The sequence below is a fragment of the Mycolicibacterium septicum DSM 44393 genome (assembly GCF_000455325.1).
GTDB lineage: Bacteria > Actinomycetota > Actinomycetes > Mycobacteriales > Mycobacteriaceae > Mycobacterium > Mycobacterium septicum.
The window spans coordinates 462,343-478,722 of record NZ_HG322952.1; the positions used below are offsets into that span (position 1 = coordinate 462,343).

At 67.3% G+C, this 16,380-nt stretch carries 13 protein-coding genes and 1 pseudogene; 5 read left to right on the plus strand and 9 right to left on the minus strand.

The features are described 5' to 3' along the window. Window positions 1-304: 304 nt before the first annotated feature. The 5 genes from TX88_RS22185 to TX88_RS22205 form a co-directional block, all read right to left on the minus strand. The gene (locus TX88_RS22185) at window positions 305-1,249 is read right to left on the minus strand and encodes a Ppx/GppA phosphatase family protein (protein ID WP_044520035.1); all 945 of its coding nucleotides are present in this window, start codon (window positions 1,247-1,249) and stop codon (window positions 305-307) included. Continuing rightward, a complete protein-coding gene (locus TX88_RS22190; RefSeq protein ID WP_044520036.1) occupies window positions 1,240-1,731 on the minus strand; it encodes a DUF501 domain-containing protein in 492 nt (163 codons plus the stop codon). The genes TX88_RS22185 and TX88_RS22190 overlap by 10 nt, the downstream gene beginning before the upstream one ends. Then, window positions 1,724-2,425 (minus strand): FtsB family cell division protein, encoded by a 702-nt coding sequence (locus tag TX88_RS22195; protein WP_044520037.1) that lies wholly within the window; start codon window positions 2,423-2,425, stop codon window positions 1,724-1,726. Before TX88_RS22195 ends, TX88_RS22190 begins: the two co-directional genes overlap by 8 nt. Before the next feature lie 27 nt (window positions 2,426-2,452). Then, window positions 2,453-3,736, minus strand: coding sequence for a phosphopyruvate hydratase (gene eno, locus TX88_RS22200; protein ID WP_044520038.1), 1,284 nt, complete (start codon window positions 3,734-3,736; stop codon window positions 2,453-2,455). Window positions 3,737-3,820: 84 nt separating this feature from the next. After that, complete coding sequence (locus TX88_RS22205; protein ID WP_044520039.1) at window positions 3,821-4,552, minus strand: lytic transglycosylase domain-containing protein; 732 nt, start codon at window positions 4,550-4,552, stop codon at window positions 3,821-3,823. A 208-nt stretch (window positions 4,553-4,760) separates the two neighbouring features. Between TX88_RS22205 and efeU the strand changes: the two genes are divergently transcribed. Genes efeU through TX88_RS22225 form a run of 4 tightly spaced genes read left to right on the plus strand, consistent with a single transcriptional unit; the run spans window position 4,761 to window position 8,852 of the window. Beyond that, window positions 4,761-5,702, plus strand: a complete 942-nt coding sequence (gene efeU, locus TX88_RS22210) for an iron uptake transporter permease EfeU (protein ID WP_044520040.1) — start codon at window positions 4,761-4,763, stop codon at window positions 5,700-5,702. Beyond that, a complete protein-coding gene (gene efeO, locus TX88_RS22215; protein WP_044520041.1) occupies window positions 5,699-6,874 on the plus strand; it encodes an iron uptake system protein EfeO in 1,176 nt (391 codons plus the stop codon). Before efeU ends, efeO begins: the two co-directional genes overlap by 4 nt. Continuing rightward, window positions 6,855-8,186 carry an iron uptake transporter deferrochelatase/peroxidase subunit gene (gene efeB, locus TX88_RS22220; protein WP_084622066.1) on the plus strand — a complete coding sequence of 444 codons (1,332 nt, stop codon included), beginning with the start codon at window positions 6,855-6,857 and terminating at the stop codon, window positions 8,184-8,186. The genes efeO and efeB overlap by 20 nt, the downstream gene beginning before the upstream one ends. A gap of 12 nt (window positions 8,187-8,198) precedes the next feature. Continuing rightward, complete coding sequence (locus TX88_RS22225) at window positions 8,199-8,852, plus strand: DsbA family protein (RefSeq protein ID WP_044520042.1); 654 nt, start codon at window positions 8,199-8,201, stop codon at window positions 8,850-8,852. An 18-nt stretch (window positions 8,853-8,870) separates the two neighbouring features. Here the strand turns inward: TX88_RS22225 and TX88_RS22230 are convergent, their stop codons facing one another. From TX88_RS22230 to mfd, 4 genes and pseudogenes are all read right to left on the minus strand, one after another. Next, a complete protein-coding gene (locus TX88_RS22230; RefSeq protein ID WP_084622068.1) occupies window positions 8,871-9,680 on the minus strand; it encodes a serine hydrolase in 810 nt (269 codons plus the stop codon). Between the two features lie 260 nt (window positions 9,681-9,940). Beyond that, window positions 9,941-11,068 carry a nucleoside triphosphate pyrophosphohydrolase gene (locus TX88_RS22235; protein ID WP_044520043.1) on the minus strand — a complete coding sequence of 376 codons (1,128 nt, stop codon included), beginning with the start codon at window positions 11,066-11,068 and terminating at the stop codon, window positions 9,941-9,943. 191 nt (window positions 11,069-11,259) lie between these two features. After that, the gene (locus TX88_RS22240) at window positions 11,260-11,853 is read right to left on the minus strand and encodes a hypothetical protein (RefSeq protein ID WP_044521710.1); all 594 of its coding nucleotides are present in this window, start codon (window positions 11,851-11,853) and stop codon (window positions 11,260-11,262) included. Window positions 11,854-12,091: 238 nt separating this feature from the next. Beyond that, window positions 12,092-15,726 (minus strand): annotated as a pseudogene (gene mfd / locus TX88_RS22245) (transcription-repair coupling factor). Window positions 15,727-15,793: 67 nt separating this feature from the next. Here mfd and TX88_RS32885 point away from each other — a divergent pair. Next, window positions 15,794-16,360, plus strand: a complete 567-nt coding sequence (locus TX88_RS32885) for a hypothetical protein (protein ID WP_049925284.1) — start codon at window positions 15,794-15,796, stop codon at window positions 16,358-16,360. Window positions 16,361-16,380 lie beyond the last annotated feature (20 nt).

Below are 16,380 nucleotides of genomic sequence, written 5' to 3' on the forward strand. Positions count from 1 at the left end.
GGCGCTCCGGCCACCGAACCGGCACTGGTTCCGGCAGGCACCCAGCCGGCCGTCACCACGCCCGCCCCGGCCCCGCGGTCGCGCCGGCGAGCAACCACGGGACTGCGTCCTGATCTAGGTAGTCACGGCAACGGCCGGACGCGGGCAACCGCGTTCGGCCGTTGTTCTTTTGGTGGGAATTTCTGCGCTGCCTGTTCGCGGTTTCTACACCAGGGCTGCCGATCGCATAGTTCAACGACCCCACCGCAGAAAACGGCACGCACAGAAGCGTTTTCAGCGGCGAGACACCTCGCGCGGGAACAGGTCAGGCGATCGACAGCGCGATGCCGTCGAGAATGTCGTGCTCACTGACCACCAGTTCGCCGATGCCGGCCCGCTGCCCGAGGACGGCCGCCAACTCCTCGACGATGATCGCGCCGCCGCCGATCACATCGGCGCGGCCGGCATGCATCGGCCCGAGCGCCAGGCGTTCGGCCTTGGTCATCCCGATCAGCTGCTCACATACCCCGAGTAGCTCGTCGAATCCGATGCGGGACAGGTGAATTGCATCGGGATCGTATTCGGTCATGCGCTGCGCCAGCGCCGAGAGCGTCGTCATCGTCCCGGCCACACCCACCCAGGTGTGCGCGCCCTCGACCGGTACCACCCGCAGCGCCTCGGCCAGGCCGTCACGGGCCACCGCCCGAGCCTGCGCCACCTCGTCCGCGGTGGGCGGATCAGAATGCAGACACCGTTCGGTGAGCCGCACACATCCGATGTCGGCGGAGAAGCTGGCCCGCACGGCGGTGTCGCCGCGCACCACCTCGGTCGAGCCGCCACCCAAATCCACGACCACGAAAGGGCCTGCGGCAGGGTCGAGTTCACCCACCGCACCCAGGAAAGACAGCTCGGCCTCCTCGGTGCCGGTGATGACCTCGGCTAGGGAGCCCGGAACCACCTTGCCCAACAGCCGCGCCGTCATCGCGAAGAACTCGTCGCGGTTGCCCGCATCGCGCGCCGCCGAGGTCGCGACCATCCGCACGGCGGTCACCGAATCCTCGGCCATCAATGCCACATAGTCGGCCAATGCTGATTCGGTGCGCGCCAACGCTTCCGGAGCGAACTGACCCGTGGCGTCCACGCCCTGCCCCAGCCGCACGACCCGCATCTCGCGGTGCACGTCACGCAGCTTGCCGTCCACCACGTCGGCGATCAGCAGACGAATCGAGTTGGTGCCACAGTCGATCGCGCCGACCCTGCTCAAACCCATACCTCACGATCCAGGATTCCGGCCATCGCCGGCTCGACCGCCAGCACCGCCAGCGCCTCGTCACCGAAGGGATTGACCCCGCGACCTTTTGCCAATGAGTGGGCCATCACCACGTGCAGGCATTTGACCCGGTCGGGCATGCCGCCCCCGGTGAACGTCGTGCCCAGCGGCTCGATCGCGTCCCGCTCGGCCAGATACGACTCATGCGCCCGCCGGTAGGCCGCGGCCAGTTCCTCGTCCTCTTGCAGGCGTTCGGACATGTCCCGCATCAGCCCGGAGGACTCCAGCCGGCTCGCGGCCGCGGTGAGCGCCGGATGCGTCAGGTAGTACAGCGTCGGGAACGGCGTGCCGTCGGGAAGCCTCGGTGCGGTCTTCACCACCGCGGGCTCGCCGTTGGGGCAGCGGTAGGCGATCTCGAGGACACCGCGCGGCTCCCGGCCCAATTGCCGGGTCACGGCCTCGATGTCGGCGGGATCAACCATTGGGACCTCTGGGCTCGGCAGGCGGCGGCGGAACAGGTGGTGCGGGCGGCCCGCCCGGTGCCGGTGGGGGCCCGCCGATCGTCGGGGAAACCCCGTGCGGCTCATCGGCAATCGTGTGCCACAGCGAGGTGTACCAGGGCTGGCCGGCGGGCACGGTCGACCCGGGGAGCACCGGCGTTCCCGGGTCGGACACCATGGCCCCGGGCGGCAGTTGCACCTGATAGGGGGTGTCGCCGGGCATGACGAAGCCGAGCCGTTCCCGGGCCTGGGCCGCGATGAACACCGGGTCGGCCAGCTTGACCTTCTGCTGTTCGAGGTCGGCGATCTGGGTCCGCAACCGTTCCTCGCTGGCTTTGAGTTGTTTCATCTCGGTGCGCTGGGCGAAGTAGGTGCGCACCGGCCCGGCGATGGTCAGGGTCAGCACGCACACCACCGCGGCCAGGATCGCCGCCCGGCGGGCCGTCGACCCGAACCGCTGTTCGGACTGCAGCTCGGCCTGCTGCTGAGCTTGCACCGCAATGGCTTTGGTGACGTTCTCATCGGCTACCGGCTCAGCCTGCGCCGGACGGGATTCAGCCGCCCGGCGTCGGGGCTGCGAAGCGCGCGGCCGATTCGACTCCCCGGCCTTGCCCGGCTTCCCTGGTCGGGAGGCCGGGGACCGTCTCTTCGGATCGGGCCGCTTCGCTTCGGGCATCGACGTGTTGGTGCGCAGACGCCTGCGTTACTTGGCTTCGAACCGCGGGAACGCGAGATCGCCCGCGTAGCGCGCGGCGTCGCCGAGCGCCTCCTCGATGCGCAGCAGCTGGTTGTACTTGGCCACCCGCTCGCTGCGGGCCGGAGCACCGGTCTTGATCTGACCGCTGCCCACCGCGACCGCGAGGTCGGCGATGGTGGTGTCCTCGGTCTCGCCGGAGCGGTGGCTCATCATGGTGCGGTAGCCGCTGTTGTGCGCCAGTGCAACGGCATCCAGGGTCTCGGTGAGGGTGCCGATCTGGTTGACCTTCACCAGCAGCGCGTTGGCGGCGCCACGCTCGATGCCGTCCTCGAGACGTTCCGGGTTGGTGACGAACAGGTCGTCGCCGACCAGCTGGACCCGGTCACCGATCGCCGAGGTCAGCGCGACCCAGCCGTCCCAGTCGTCCTCGGACAGCGGATCCTCGATGGAGACCAGCGGGTAGGCGTCGATCAGGCCGGCGTAGAACTCCGACATCTGCTCGGCCGTGCGGGTCTCCTTCTCGAATGCGTAACCCGAACCCTCCGTGTAGAACTCGGTGGCGGCGACATCGAGTGCCAGCGCCACGTCGCTGCCGAGCTTGAACCCGGTGGTCTCGATGGCCGTCGCGATCAGGTCCAGCGCGGCCTTGGTGCCCGCGACGTCGGGGGCGAAGCCACCCTCGTCACCGAGACCGGTCGACAGGCCCTGCTTCTTGAGCACGGACTTGAGCGCGTGGTACACCTCGGCACCCCAGCGCAGCGACTCCTTGAAGGAGGGAGCGCCGATCGGAGCGACCATGAACTCCTGGACGTCCACCCCGGTGTCGGCGTGGGCGCCGCCGTTGAGGATGTTCATCATCGGCACGGGAAGGATGTGCGCGTTCGGGCCACCGAGGTAGCGGAACAGCGGCAGCGCGGCGCTGTCGGCCGCGGCCTTGGCCACCGCCAGCGAGACACCGAGGATCGCGTTGGCGCCCAGCCGGGACTTGTCCGGGGTGCCGTCGAGATCCAGCAGGGCCTGGTCGACGAGACGCTGGTCGTCGGCGGCCAGGCCGATGATCGCCGGAGCGATCTCGTCGAGAACGGCCTCCACGGCCTTCTCGACGCCCTTGCCGCCGTAGCGGGAGCCGCCGTCGCGCAGCTCCACCGCTTCGTGCTCGCCGGTCGACGCGCCCGAAGGCACCGCTGCCCGGGCGAACGTGCCGTCGGTCAGGGCCACCTCGACCTCGACCGTCGGGTTGCCACGGGAGTCGAGGATCTCGCGGGCTCCAACCTGCTCGATGATGGGCACTGGCTTCTCCTTATTGAGTCCTGCGTGTAGGGATGAGACTAGATCGTGGTCCGCACAACGGCGTGTTTGGGCTTGTCACACGTGTCACAGGCCATGACCGGCCGCGTATGCCGTCGCCCAGTCCCGGACCATTCGGGCGTACTGCTCGGAGTTGTTGTAGGCCTTCAGCGCCTTCATCCAGCCTCGCGGGGTGGACAGGTCCTTGCCGTACCAGCACAACAGGCCGGCCGCAGAAAGCGCCGCGTCGTCGAAATTGTCCGGGCTCACCACCCCGTCGTTGTTGGCGTCCACGCCGAAGTGCCCCCAGGTCTCCGGGATGAACTGCATCGGCCCCATGGCACGGTCCATCAGCGGATCGCCGTCCAGCTTGCCCTTGTCGGTGTCGGGAATGCGCAGGTTGCCCGCGGTCCCGTCCAGTTGCACGCCACGAATGGGCGGGGTGACGTCGCCGTTGCGCGCGATCATCGCGCCGCGGTAGGTGCCGTGGTGGCTCTCGACCATGCCGATGCCGGCCAACGTGGTCCAGGCCAGTTGGCAATTCGGGTTCTCCACCTGGGCGACGCGCGCGGCGTAGGCGTAGGCCTCCAGGGCGTTGACGGGCATGCCCAGCGCGGGTGCCCGCTGCTCGGCCCACTCGTGCAGCTGATCGGCGGGCCTGCCCTTGGCATAGGTATCGATCGCGGGCACCGGATCCCCGGCCGGCGGCGGCACACCTTCGGGAATTGGGGTCCCCAGATGCCACGAACAGCTGGATGCCAACAGCAGCGCTGTCGCAGCAATTACGGCGACAGCCCGCAGCCAACGCACTGGCGACACCGGACTCCCTCAACCCCGCTCTATCTGATTGGCCATCGTCGCATGCGCGGCTATGAACGCGACGAGCGACGGGCCCGTGCCGGAAGAACGGCAGGTGAAGTCGGCCGGACCCACAGACCCCCCTGCTAAGGTGAGCCACGCCTTGCTATGGCAAGGCAAGGCTACGTTTTTTATGGTGTTTTCACCCCGGTCGAACGAGGACGCTTTGATGACTGCCATCTCGGACGTTCCGACCAGCACGCTGGCCGCGTCCAACGTCACATCCCAGGTGTTCGGCAGTGGCCTGATCGGTTTGCGGGAAGGCCTCGAAGCCGCCATCGTGGTGTCGATCCTGGTCGCGTTCCTGGTCAAGTCCGAACGCCGGGACGCCCTCAAATGGGTGTGGCTGGGCGTCGGCGCGGCAATCGCCATGACCGTCACCGTCTTCCTCGTGATCCAGTTCGGCGAGAACACCATCAGCGGCCTCGGCGCCGAAGCCATCGCGGGTATCGCCTCACTGATCGCCGTCGTCATCGTCACCACCATGGTGCTGTGGATGAAGCGCGCGGCGGCCTCGATGTCCGGCGAGCTGCGCAGCGAGATGTCGCAGGCGCTGCAGACCGGCGGCCCGGCGGTGGCACTACTGGCCTTCCTGGCGGTGGGCCGTGAGGGCGTGGAGACCGCGCTGTTCATGGTCGGCTACGCCGAGGCGGAGACACTCTGGCCGCTGACCGGCCTGATCATCGGCGTGCTGATCGCCGCGGCGATCGCCTACGGCATGTACGCCGGCGCCGTGCGGATCAACCTCGCCAAATTCTTCAAGTACACCGGGATCTTCCTGGTCGTGGTGGCAGCCGGAATCCTCGCCTATGGGATCAAGGCGCTCCAGACCGTGGGCTGGCTGCCCGGGCTCGGCGCCAAGGCCTTCGACATGAGCGGTGCGTTCGACTGGTCTGCCTGGTACGGCGAGATCATCCAGGGCGTCTTCAATATCGACCCCACGCCGACCGTGCTGCAGTTCGGCGCGTGGCTGGCCTACATCGTCGTGGTGTTGGCGCTGTTCCTGAAGCCGATCCGCGCTGCCGGCGCGGCGTCGGCCGGTGCCCCGACTTCCTCCGAGCCGACCGTCGAGCCGGAGACCTCCACCGCATCCGAAAGGTCGACCAAGTGAAGATCACCCCTGCCGTCAAGACCGGATTCGCGGCCACCGCCGCGGTGCTGGCCGGCCTCTCGATGACCGCCTGCCAGGCCAAGGAGGCCGACAGCGGCAGCGCGAGTGGCGATGGGGCCCAGAAGGCCGCCCAGATCACCGTCGATGCCTCCGACACCGAGTGCAAGCTGTCCGGGACCACCGCGACGACCGGGCCGAGCACGTTCGTCGTGACCAACAACGGCAACAAGGTCACCGAGTTCTACGTCTACGGCGAGGGCGAGCGGGTCATGGGCGAGGTGGAGAACATCTCCCCCGGACTCAAGCGGCAGCTGATCGTTCAGCTGACCCAGCCGGGTACGTACCAGACCTCCTGCCGGCCGGGCATGGTCGGTGAAGGCATCCGCGGCAATTTCGAGGTCACCGGCGAAGCCGTGCAGATCGACACCGAGGGCAAGTTCAAGGAAGCCGCCGACAGCTACAAGCGCTACGTGCTCAGCCAGACCGATGCGCTGATCCCGGCCACCGAGGCATTCGTCGCCGCGGTCAAGGCCAAGGACGTTGCCAAGGCCAAGGATCTGTACCCGACCACACGCACCTACTACGAGCGCATCGAGCCGGTCGCCGAGTCGTTCCCCAACGATCTCGATCCGCGTATCGACCTTCGCGAGGCCGATCTGGAGCCGGGCCAGAAGTGGACCGGGTTCCACGCCCTGGAGAAGCAGCTGTGGGTCACCGGTCTGCAGCCCGACGCCGACGCGCTGGCCGATCAGTTGCTCGCCGACGTGAAAGAGCTCGAGGCCGGCGTGAAGGCGCCGGATTGGACCATCGACTCCACCCAGATCGCCGGCGGCGCCCAGGGCCTGCTCGACGAGATCGCATCCAGCAAGATCAGCGGCGAAGAGGACATCTTCAGCCACACCGACCTCTGGGATTTCAAGGCCAACGTCGAGGGTTCGCAGACCGCGGTGGCCTCGGTGCGACCGATCCTCGATGAGCGCAACGCCGAACTGGGCAAGCGCGTGGACCAGCGGTTCGCCGACGTCGAGAAATTGCTGGAGAAGTATCGTGAAGGCGACGGCTTCGTCTCCTACGACAAGGTGACCGAGCCGCAACGCCAGGAACTGTCGCGCGCCATCGACGCGCTGAGCAAAGAAGTGAGCCAGGTGCAAGGTGTCATCGCCCACCAGTGATTCGGTAGCGGGCCCGGGCGTTCCGGCACCGGACGCCGAGTCCTCCACCGGATTCTCCCGGCGCAAGCTGTTCGGCGCTGCCGGGGTCACAGCTGCGGTAGTCGGTGCGGCCGGCGCAGGTGCGCTGGCCGGCCGGGCTTCCGCGGCCAGCACGCCGCACGGTGTCCTGCAGGGGCCGGTCCCATTTCGGGGTGACCGGCAGGCAGGCATCATCACCGAGGCGCAGGACCGGATGCACTTCTGCTCCTTCGACGTCACCACCGACAACCGCGAGGACGTCGTCGCACTGCTCAAGCAGTGGACCCAGATGGCCGAGCGGATGACACGTGGCGAGGAGACCGAGGCCGGCGGCGCCGTGGACGGCAATCCGTACGCGCCGCCGTCGGATACCGGGGAGGCACTGGGCCTTCCGGCCTCACAGCTCACCCTGACCATCGGGTTCGGGCCGTCGTTCTTCCGCAAGGACGGCAAGGACCGCTTCAGCATCGCCGACAAGCAGCCGGCCGAGCTCAAGGATCTGCCGAAGTTCCCCAACGAGACCATGGACCCGGCGCGCAGCGGGGGCGACATCTGCGTGCAGGCCTGCGCCAACGATCCGCAGGTCGCAGTCCATGCGATCCGCAACCTGGCCCGCGTCGGGTTCGGCACGGTCGCGGTGCGGTACTCGCAGCTGGGGTTCGGCCGCACCTCGTCGACCACCCGGGACCAGGCCACTCCACGAAACCTGTTCGGGTTCAAGGATGGAACCAACAACCTCAAGTCGGATCAGACGGACCTGCTCGACAAGAACGTCTGGGTGGCCGAGGGCGACGGGCCGGCCTGGCTCACCGGCGGCAGCTATCTGATCACCCGGCGGATCCGGATGCGCATCGAGAACTGGGACCGCACCACGCTTCTGGAGCAGGAGCGGGTGATCGGGCGGCAGAAGGGCAGCGGCGCCCCCAACGGGTTGCAGCAGGAGTTCGACGAGCTCGATTTCGAGATCACCGACGGCAAGGGCAATCCGAAGATCGACGTGGACGCGCACGTGCGACTGGCCTCGGCCGAGCACCTCGGCGGTATCGAGATCCTGCGCCGCGGTTACAACTTCACCGACGGCTCAGACGGCTTCGGGCACCTGGATGCCGGATTGTTCTTCATCGCGTTCGTGCGCAGTCCCGAAAAGCAGTTCATCCCGATGCAGCGGGAACTGTCCCGCAAGGATGCGCTCAACGAATACATCACCCACACCGGGACGGCCGTCTTCGCCTGCCCGCCCGGGCTGCGTGACGGCGACACCTCGGGTTACTGGGGTTCGACTCTGTTCGAGTGAGGCACTGACCCGATGACGCGCAACACTCGAATACTGCTCACCGCGTTGGCAATCGCGGTGCTGGCCATCGGCGTTCTCGTGTACCAGTCGGTGCGTGATCGCGGCGGACCGCCGCCGGTGGCATCCGTCGACACCGGCCAGGTGGTACGCGAGAACAGTCATCGGCTGAACTCCGTTCCCGACAGCGACGTGACCTTCGTGGAGTTCCTCGACTTCGAGTGCGAAGGTTGTCGCGCGGTGTATCCCTCGATCGAGCAATTGCGATCCGACTACGGCGACCGGGTGAACTTCGTCATCCGCTACTTCCCGCTCGGCGCTCACTACAACGCCGAACGAGCGGCCCGCGCCGTCGAGGCTGCCGCCCAACAGGGCAAGCTCGAGGCGATGTACAAGAAGATGTACGACGCCCAGGGCCAGTGGGGTGAGAAGCAGGAACCGGCGGACGAGATATTCCGGGGCTTCGCAGGAGAACTCGCCCTCGACATGGCGGCATTCGACAAGGCCTACAGCGACCCCGCGACCGCCGCCCGGGTCCAACTCGACGTGGCCGACGGCCGCGCCCTGGGCGTGCAGGGCACGCCGACGTTCTTTCTCAACGGCGAGCGCATCCAGCCCCACAGCTATGAAGACCTGGCCGCGGCCTTCGACCAGGCGCTGGCCGAGTAGAGAGCCCGCGCGGCGCAGTCATCCGCCGAGCAGGATCTGGCTGAGCCGGGTGGTGGTTGCGACGCCTTCGTCGTAACCCCCCTGTCCGTTGAGCCCGTTCATGATCGCCAGCGTGTATCGCTGTTTGGGACCGGCGAACCCGACCGAGTTGACGACCCAGCCGCCCTGTTCCTGCGACCACCCGTTCTTGTTGCCGGGGGTCATCGACGGTCCGGCGCCCCACACGCCCCACTGCTGTTCCCCGCCGACCCGCTGCATCTCGGTCACCACGGCGGCGGCATCGGCCGGATTCAATTGGGCCAGTGTGTAGTTCATCAACCGGTCGAGATCGTTGGTGGTGGACTTCTGGAAGCCCCAGTACGGGAACACGTCACCGAATCCCGGTTGCGGCCGCAGGTCCGTCATGCCGTAGCGAGGGAAGCCGGCATTGAATGCCTTGTGGTCGGCTCCGCCGTAGCGGCTCCACAGTGAATCGGCCGCGTCGTTGTCGGAGTTCCGCAGCATGTTCACCATCAGCTGCCGGTCGTTGCCCGAGAGCCGCAATGCCCCCGCACGTTCCCGGGTCAGCAGGTCGACCACCATCCCCAGCTTGATGGTGGAGGCGGTCCAGATCATGGTGTTCGCATTGGCATTGGCATAACGCGTGCCCGCGGCGCGATCGCGCAGCACATAGCCGACGGTGCCCGGCCTCGATGCCAGGTAGGTGTCTGCCGCCGCGATGCGCGAGCGCAGATCACAACCCGTGGCGGGACATTCCGCGACGGCCTGCGGTGCGACCATTCCGAGACTGAGGACCAGGACGACGGCAGCGATCCGCAGTACCCGCATGTGCGTCACGCTAGTTCGAGCGAGCCCGATCCAGCGTCAGCGCGGCCGGTCCGCACAGAGCTGAAACCGTGCCGTTGTCTATTCGTGACGGGGTCTCGGGCCACTGTTCTCCACCAGCACCGCTCCGGAACGGGATGTCGTGCTGCATCGGCACACTGCGCCGCGGATTCCAGTCACTATCAAGCAGCAATCCGCGGCCTTGTTGACGACGGGCGCAGTTGCCGACCCCGTCAACGACTCTGGGGAGGGCAGCTCGGTGGTCAGTCCGATTTGTCCGTGTCGTCGACGTCGTCGGCTTCGTCGGCTTCCGCGCGCGCGTCTTCGGCGCTGGAATCTTCGGCTTCGCCGCCGACATCGGCGGAGTCGACCGATTCCGTGTCGGCCTCGTCGCCGTCAAACTCGTCATCCGCATCGGGCTCAGCCTCAGGCTCGGGGACCGCTCCCGGCCAGTACGCCCGCCACTCGTCCTCGGTGATCGACCCCAGCGGCGTCACGTCCAGTTCCTCGGGAACATCTTCCCCACGGCGGCCGGCGGCGACATCGGACTCCACCACCCGCACGGTGTCCATGAATTCCAAAACCGCACTGCGCAAGTCGTTCTCGGCATCAGAATCGGCCGAAACCACCACCGAGGTCAGCGCCGCCGGTACGAGGTCGGCGGGCAGCCCGGCCTGGGCCACGCGGGCCAGCACCTTCTGCGCCAACGCCAAAGCCGGCTGCCCGGTGGGCACGTCATCCATCGACGACCCGCGGGCCTTCACCTTCTGCTCCTGGGCCTTGCGCTGCTCCCATTGGGCCAGCTGCTCGTCCAGTGAAACGGATTCTCCGGCAAGCACTGCCGGCAGGCGATTGCCGAGCTTGCGTACCAAAGAATCGGCGACATCGTCGATATTGAACGGGTGGACGGGTGCATCCTCGGCGATGCGCGCATGGAACAGCACCTGCAGCAGCACATCTCCGAGCTCCTCGCGCAGCTCGTCGGCGTTGCCGCCGCGCACCGCGTCGAACACTTCGTACGTCTCCTCCAGGAGGTAGCGACGCAACGAATCGTGCGTCTGCTCGCTCTCCCATGGCCCGTCGGTGCGCAGCTTGTCCATCATCGCCACGGCGTCCACGAGCCGCTCCCCCGCCTGGGCCTGTTGGACCGCGATCAACCGGTCCCCGGCCGCCAGACGGGCCTTGACCGCCGGATGCTCCGGGTCAGAGGACAACAGAACTGGGGCAGCTTCATCTTCGGGCGCGTCAGAGAGCCAAGGCCTCGCCGCAGGCAGCGACCAGGGCACCTTGACCGGCATCTCCTCGGTGTACTGCACATCACCGGTGAGCAGGCCGACGGCCTCGACGGGGATCAGTGACGGGCGGCGGGGGTCGACCAATACGACGGTCATCGGGCTCCACCCCCTCACCATTTCGACGAGATTGCTGATCTCGGTTATACCAACACATTGCCGGGCCGCGGCGGACCGCGACGCGCCTGGTCAGCACGGCCAATGCTGCGATTCGCCGGCATCGGGCCGTCCCGACACGGGATGGCCGCCCTGCCCGAAGGCAAGGCGGCCATCATGTCACAGGCCGTGGCTTAGGACTCCGCCGGGAACTGACCCTCCGGGATCACCCAGTGACCCGGTGTCTCGTTGAAGAACGGGTTGGCGACCCCGTTCACCGTGGGCAGCGTACGGAGCTGACCAGGCGGGATTCCGAAGAACGGATTCGCAACACCGTTGATGGTCGGCGAATTCGTCAGCTGCCCGGGCGCGATGTGTGCGTTCGGCTGCCGGAAGAAATTGTCCACCTCGGGGAACCGCACGCTGGGCACGTTCACGTCGGGAACGTTCACGCTCGGCACGTTCACATCGGGAACGTTCACGCTCGGCACGTTCACATCGGGAACGTTCACGCTGGGCACATTCACATCAGGAACGTTGACACTCGGAACATTCACATCGGGCGCATTCACGCTCGGAACATTCACATCAGGAACGTTCACGCTCGGAACATTCACGTCAGGCGCATTCACGCTCGGAACATTCACACCCGGCACTGCCGGCCCGGGAATCGGAGGCGGCTGGGGCACGTCCGGAAAGGCTTGCGCGAGGCCTGTACCCAGGCCGAACGTGCCGAGGCCCAGTGCACCCGCCATTGATGTGGTTACTGCGAACTTCTTGAAGTTCATGGTCACTCCTTCGCCTTGCGTCACCGCGACGAACCCACCAAATGGCGGCAATCGCGTGATGTTCGGTTTGGGAAATTGCATGACCGCCGAATGGTCGACGACCCTGTCGCCTCTCCTGTGGACGACTGCGCAATACCTTGACCCCCCACATGTATGTCGGATCCCCGCGCCGCAGCGTTAACAGCGCTTGCGCGATTCGGCCGGTACCGGCGCCCAAAAAGACGCCTCTACCAGGCGATCAGTCCGAAGAATCAAGTCCTGCGGTGATGTCGACGCTGCCCTCGGTTTTCCCGTTCAGCACGAGCACCAGACCGGCCACCCATCGGACAATGTCCAGGTCACGGATCCGCGGCGAGCCGATACCGTCGCTCTCCCGCGGGATCGGCACCTGGACCACCGAGGTGGTGGCCCGGTAGTGCCCGCCCGGGTACATCCGCTTGAGCCGCAACTGCGCGGAATCGGGGAGCACCACCGGCGACAACTTGATCGTCGAGGCCGATACCGCACCGATCTCGGTGATGCCGTACTCGCGGCACAACATCCGGAGCCGGGCCACCGCAACCAGGCGTTGCGCCTCGCGCGGAAGCGGGACCGTACCTGTCGACGAGTTTCGTCGACGACGGCACGCACCGCGTCCTCATCGGTGGCCGCCGCCAGCCGGCGGTAGCCCTCCAGCCGCAGCCGGTCACTGCCGATGTACTCGGGCGGCAGGTGCGCATCGACCGGAAGGTCGACCCGCACCTCTTTCTGTTCCTGAGGTGTGGCAACGGTTTTCCCGTCGGCCGCGGCGCGGTATGCCTCCACCGCCTCGCCGACCAGCCGCACGTATAGATCGAAACCCACGCCGGCCACGTGACCGGACTGCTCGGCGCCCAATACATTTCCCGCGCCGCGGATCTCCAGGTCCTTCATGGCCACGGCCATGCCCGCACCCAGCTCATTGTTCTGCGCGATGGTGGCCAACCGGTCGTAGGCGGTCTCGGTCAGCGGCGAATTGGGCGGATAGAGCATGTAGGCGTATCCACGCTCGCGGCTGCGGCCCACCCGGCCACGCAGCTGATGCAGCTGCGAGAGCCCGAAGGTATCGGCCCGCTCAACGATCAAGGTGTTGGCGTTGGAGATGTCCAGACCGGTCTCGACGATCGTGGTGCACACCAGGATGTCGTATTCACGGTTCCAGAAGCCCTCGACGGTCTTCTCCAGCGTCTCCTCGTTCATCTGCCCGTGCGCCACGACGACCCTGGCCTCGGGCACCAGCTGGCGGATCCGGGCCGCGGCCTGGTCGATGGTGCGGACCCGGTTGTGGATGTAGAACGCCTGCCCGTCACGCAGCAGCTCACGCCGCAACGCCGCGGCCACCTGCTTGTCGTCATGAGGACCGACGTAGGTCAGCACCGGGTGGCGCTCCTCGGGCGGGGTGAGGATCGTCGACATCTCGCGAATGCCGGCCAGGCTCATCTCCAGGGTGCGCGGGATCGGGGTGGCGCTCATCGTGAGCACGTCGACGTGCGTGCGCATCGACTTGATGTGCTCTTTGTGCTCGACGCCGAACCGCTGTTCCTCGTCAACGATGATGAGGCCCAGGTCTTTCCAGGTCACCCCGGTCTGCAACAGCCGGTGCGTGCCGATCACCACGTCGACCGACCCGTCGGTCATCCCCTCCATGGTGGCGCGCGACTCGGCCGGATCGGTGAACCGCGACAGCCCCTTGACCGTCACCGGGAAACCCGCCATGCGGTTGGTGAAGGTCTGCAGATGCTGATCGGCCAGCAGCGTCGTCGGCACCAGCACCGCGACCTGCTTGCCGTCCTGTACGGCCTTGAACGCCGCCCGCACCGCGATCTCGGTCTTGCCGTAACCCACGTCGCCACAGATCACCCGGTCCATCGGAACCGGCTTCTCCATATCGGATTTGACCTCGGTGATCGCGGTCAGCTGGTCCATGGTCTCGGTGAAGCCGAACGCATCCTCCATCTCGTTCTGCCATGGAGTGTCGGGGCCGAACGCATGCCCGGGCGCCGACTGCCGCTTGGCGTACAGCGCGACCAGTTCACTGGCGATCTCACGAACAGCCTTGCGCGCCTTGGTTTTCGTGTTGGCCCAGTCGCTTCCGCCGAGCTTCGACAACGACGGCGCCTCGCCGCCGACGTAACGCGACAGCTGATCCAGCGAATCCATCGGCACGTAGAGGCGATCCGATCCGCCGCCGCGTTTGGACGACGCGTACTCCAGCACCAGGTATTCACGGCGGGCCCCACCGACCACCCGCTCGGTCATCTCGACGAACTTGCCGATGCCGTGCTGATCGTGCACCACGAGATCCCCGGCGGCCAGTGCCAGCGGGTCGACGACGTTACGACGTTTGGCCGCAAGCCTTTTGCCGCCTGAGGCCGTCACCCGGTTACCGGTCAGATCGGTCTCGGTGATGACCACGAGGTTGACTCCGGGCAGGATCACGCCTTCGTGCAGCGGCCCTTTCAGAACCCCAACGGCACCCTTCCTCGGAGCCTCACCCGGTTCGAGCATTGCCGCCGCGATATCGGACTCGCCGAGCTGCTCGACGACGCGGTGCGCGGTACCGGCGCCCGGGGTGACCACCGCGGCGTACCCGCCGGTGGCGACGTGGGCGCGCAGCATCGCGAAGATCTCGTCGAGACTCTGCTGGCTGCGTGCCGACGGCGACGGCCGCAGATCGAGTTCGGTGGCCCTGCCGTCGGGCAGCTGACTCAGCGTCCACCACGGGTGCCCACCGGCGACGGAGTCTTCACGCGCCTGGTCGAACGGGACGAATCCGGACGCGCCCAGCGCCTCGATGTCGATGGGGGCATCCCCACCGACCGCGGCCGTCGACCACGAGGCCTCGAGGAATTCCCGCCCCGTCTTGATCAGGTCGGCCGCGCGGGTACGCACCTTCTCCGGGTCGCACAGCAGCACCGGCGCGCCCTCGGGCAGGTGGTGCGTCAGCGTCGTGGGCTGCACCGGGTGCAGCAGCGGAAGCAGCGCCTCCATGCCGTCGACCGGGATGCCCTCGGCGAGCTTGGCCAGCATGTCGGGCACGCTGCCGGGCACGCTGTTCTCGTGGGTGGGGTGCTCGACGGAGAGCACGGCGGCACGCTCCTGCACGTCGGCGGTCATCAGCAGTTCGCGGCACGGCACGGCAACCACGTTCTGCACCGGGATCTCGGTGATCGACCGCTGGTCGGCGATCGAGAACAACCGCATCTCGGAAATCTCGTCGCCCCAGAACTCGACGCGCACCGGATGCTCGGCAGTGGGCGGGAACAGGTCGAGGATGCCGCCGCGCACAGCGAACTCCCCGCGTTTGCCGACCATGTCGACGCGGGTGTAGGCGAGGTTGACCAGGCGGGTGATGACCGCCTCGAACTCGGCCTCGGCGCCGACGGTGAGGCTCACCGGCTCGGTACTCACGACGTCGGGGGCCATCGGCTGCAGCAGTGACCGCGTCGTGGTGACCACGACGCGCAGCGGCGGCCCCAGTGTCGTGTCCTCGGGGTGGGCCAGCCTGCGCAACAGCAACAATCGGGCGCCGACGGTCTCCACACCCGGGGACAACCGCTCGTGCGGCAGCGTCTCCCAGGACGGGAACAGTGCGACGGCATCGCCGATCACGCCGCGCAGTTCGGCGGTCAGGTCGTCGGCTTCCCGGCCGGTGGCGGCGACCACCAGCAGCGGGCCCTGCTGGGCCAGCCCGGCAGCCACCAGCACGCGGGCACTGGCCGGCCCGACGAGCGCGAGATCGGCGGGTCGGTCGGCGGCGCGACGAAGGACGTCCTGCAGGGACGGATCGGTTAAAGCCAGCTCAACGAGACCCGCAATCGGGGTCTGGACATGGTTGTGCCCCGGTGCGGTCATGATGGGGCCATTCTACGGGGCCGGGGATTCGGCTCCGTAGTGCTCTGCCCGGGGCGATCATGGAGCGATGAAGCGGTGGGCGGCAGCGCTCGTTGTGGTGCTGACGGCGGTGTTCGCGGTGATATGGCTCACCCGGGAGAAACCGGAGTCCGCGCACGAGTCGGTGCCGACGCACCTCGGTCCGGACGGCGTGCCCGACTTCGCCGCCTATCCCGCCGTCGATCCGGCGCAGTACGTCCTGCGCGAGGGACAGGGGTTTCCGGTGCAGGGGTTCCGCACGCCCGACGGCTTCGTCTGCATGACCACCCAGCACCGGGCGATGTACGCACTGGACTGCCGCGGCCCCTTCGTCGGCGCCCCCAACGATGCCAACCTCGCGCACCTGTTCAGCTACGGCACCACCAACGGTGCGATCCCGATGAGCTTCTCGCGCACCGAGGAACCGCTCAGTCCGGTCGACGGCCTCGACGAGAACGAGGCGCCGATGCTGCCCGCCGGTCAACGGTTCGACCTCGGCAACGCCACCTGCGTCTACACCGACGACATCCGGTTGGCCTGCCGGATGGCCGATCCGCAGAAGGGCAACGGGTTCATCGCCACCTCCACCGGGACGACGTCGTTCGGCAGAACCTGAGCCCGTCAAGATTGCTCCCC

Bases quoted from the DNA above. Each gene is read 5' to 3' on its own strand.
- TX88_RS22230 (WP_084622068.1), bottom strand. From the start codon at position 9,680: ATGCGGGTACTGCGGATCGCTGCCGTCGTCCTGGTCCTCAGTCTCGGA.
- TX88_RS22235 (WP_044520043.1), bottom strand. From the start codon at position 11,068: ATGACCGTCGTATTGGTCGACCCCCGCCGCCCGTCACTGATCCCCGTC.
- TX88_RS22225 (WP_044520042.1), top strand. From the start codon at position 8,199: ATGACGCGCAACACTCGAATACTGCTCACCGCGTTGGCAATCGCGGTG.
- TX88_RS22195 (WP_044520037.1), bottom strand. From the start codon at position 2,425: ATGCCCGAAGCGAAGCGGCCCGATCCGAAGAGACGGTCCCCGGCCTCC.
- efeU (WP_044520040.1), top strand. From the start codon at position 4,761: ATGACTGCCATCTCGGACGTTCCGACCAGCACGCTGGCCGCGTCCAAC.
- TX88_RS22240 (WP_044521710.1), bottom strand. From the start codon at position 11,853: ATGAACTTCAAGAAGTTCGCAGTAACCACATCAATGGCGGGTGCACTG.
- TX88_RS22185 (WP_044520035.1), bottom strand. From the start codon at position 1,249: ATGGGTTTGAGCAGGGTCGGCGCGATCGACTGTGGCACCAACTCGATT.
- TX88_RS22190 (WP_044520036.1), bottom strand. From the start codon at position 1,731: ATGGTTGATCCCGCCGACATCGAGGCCGTGACCCGGCAATTGGGCCGG.
- TX88_RS32885 (WP_049925284.1), top strand. From the start codon at position 15,794: ATGAAGCGGTGGGCGGCAGCGCTCGTTGTGGTGCTGACGGCGGTGTTC.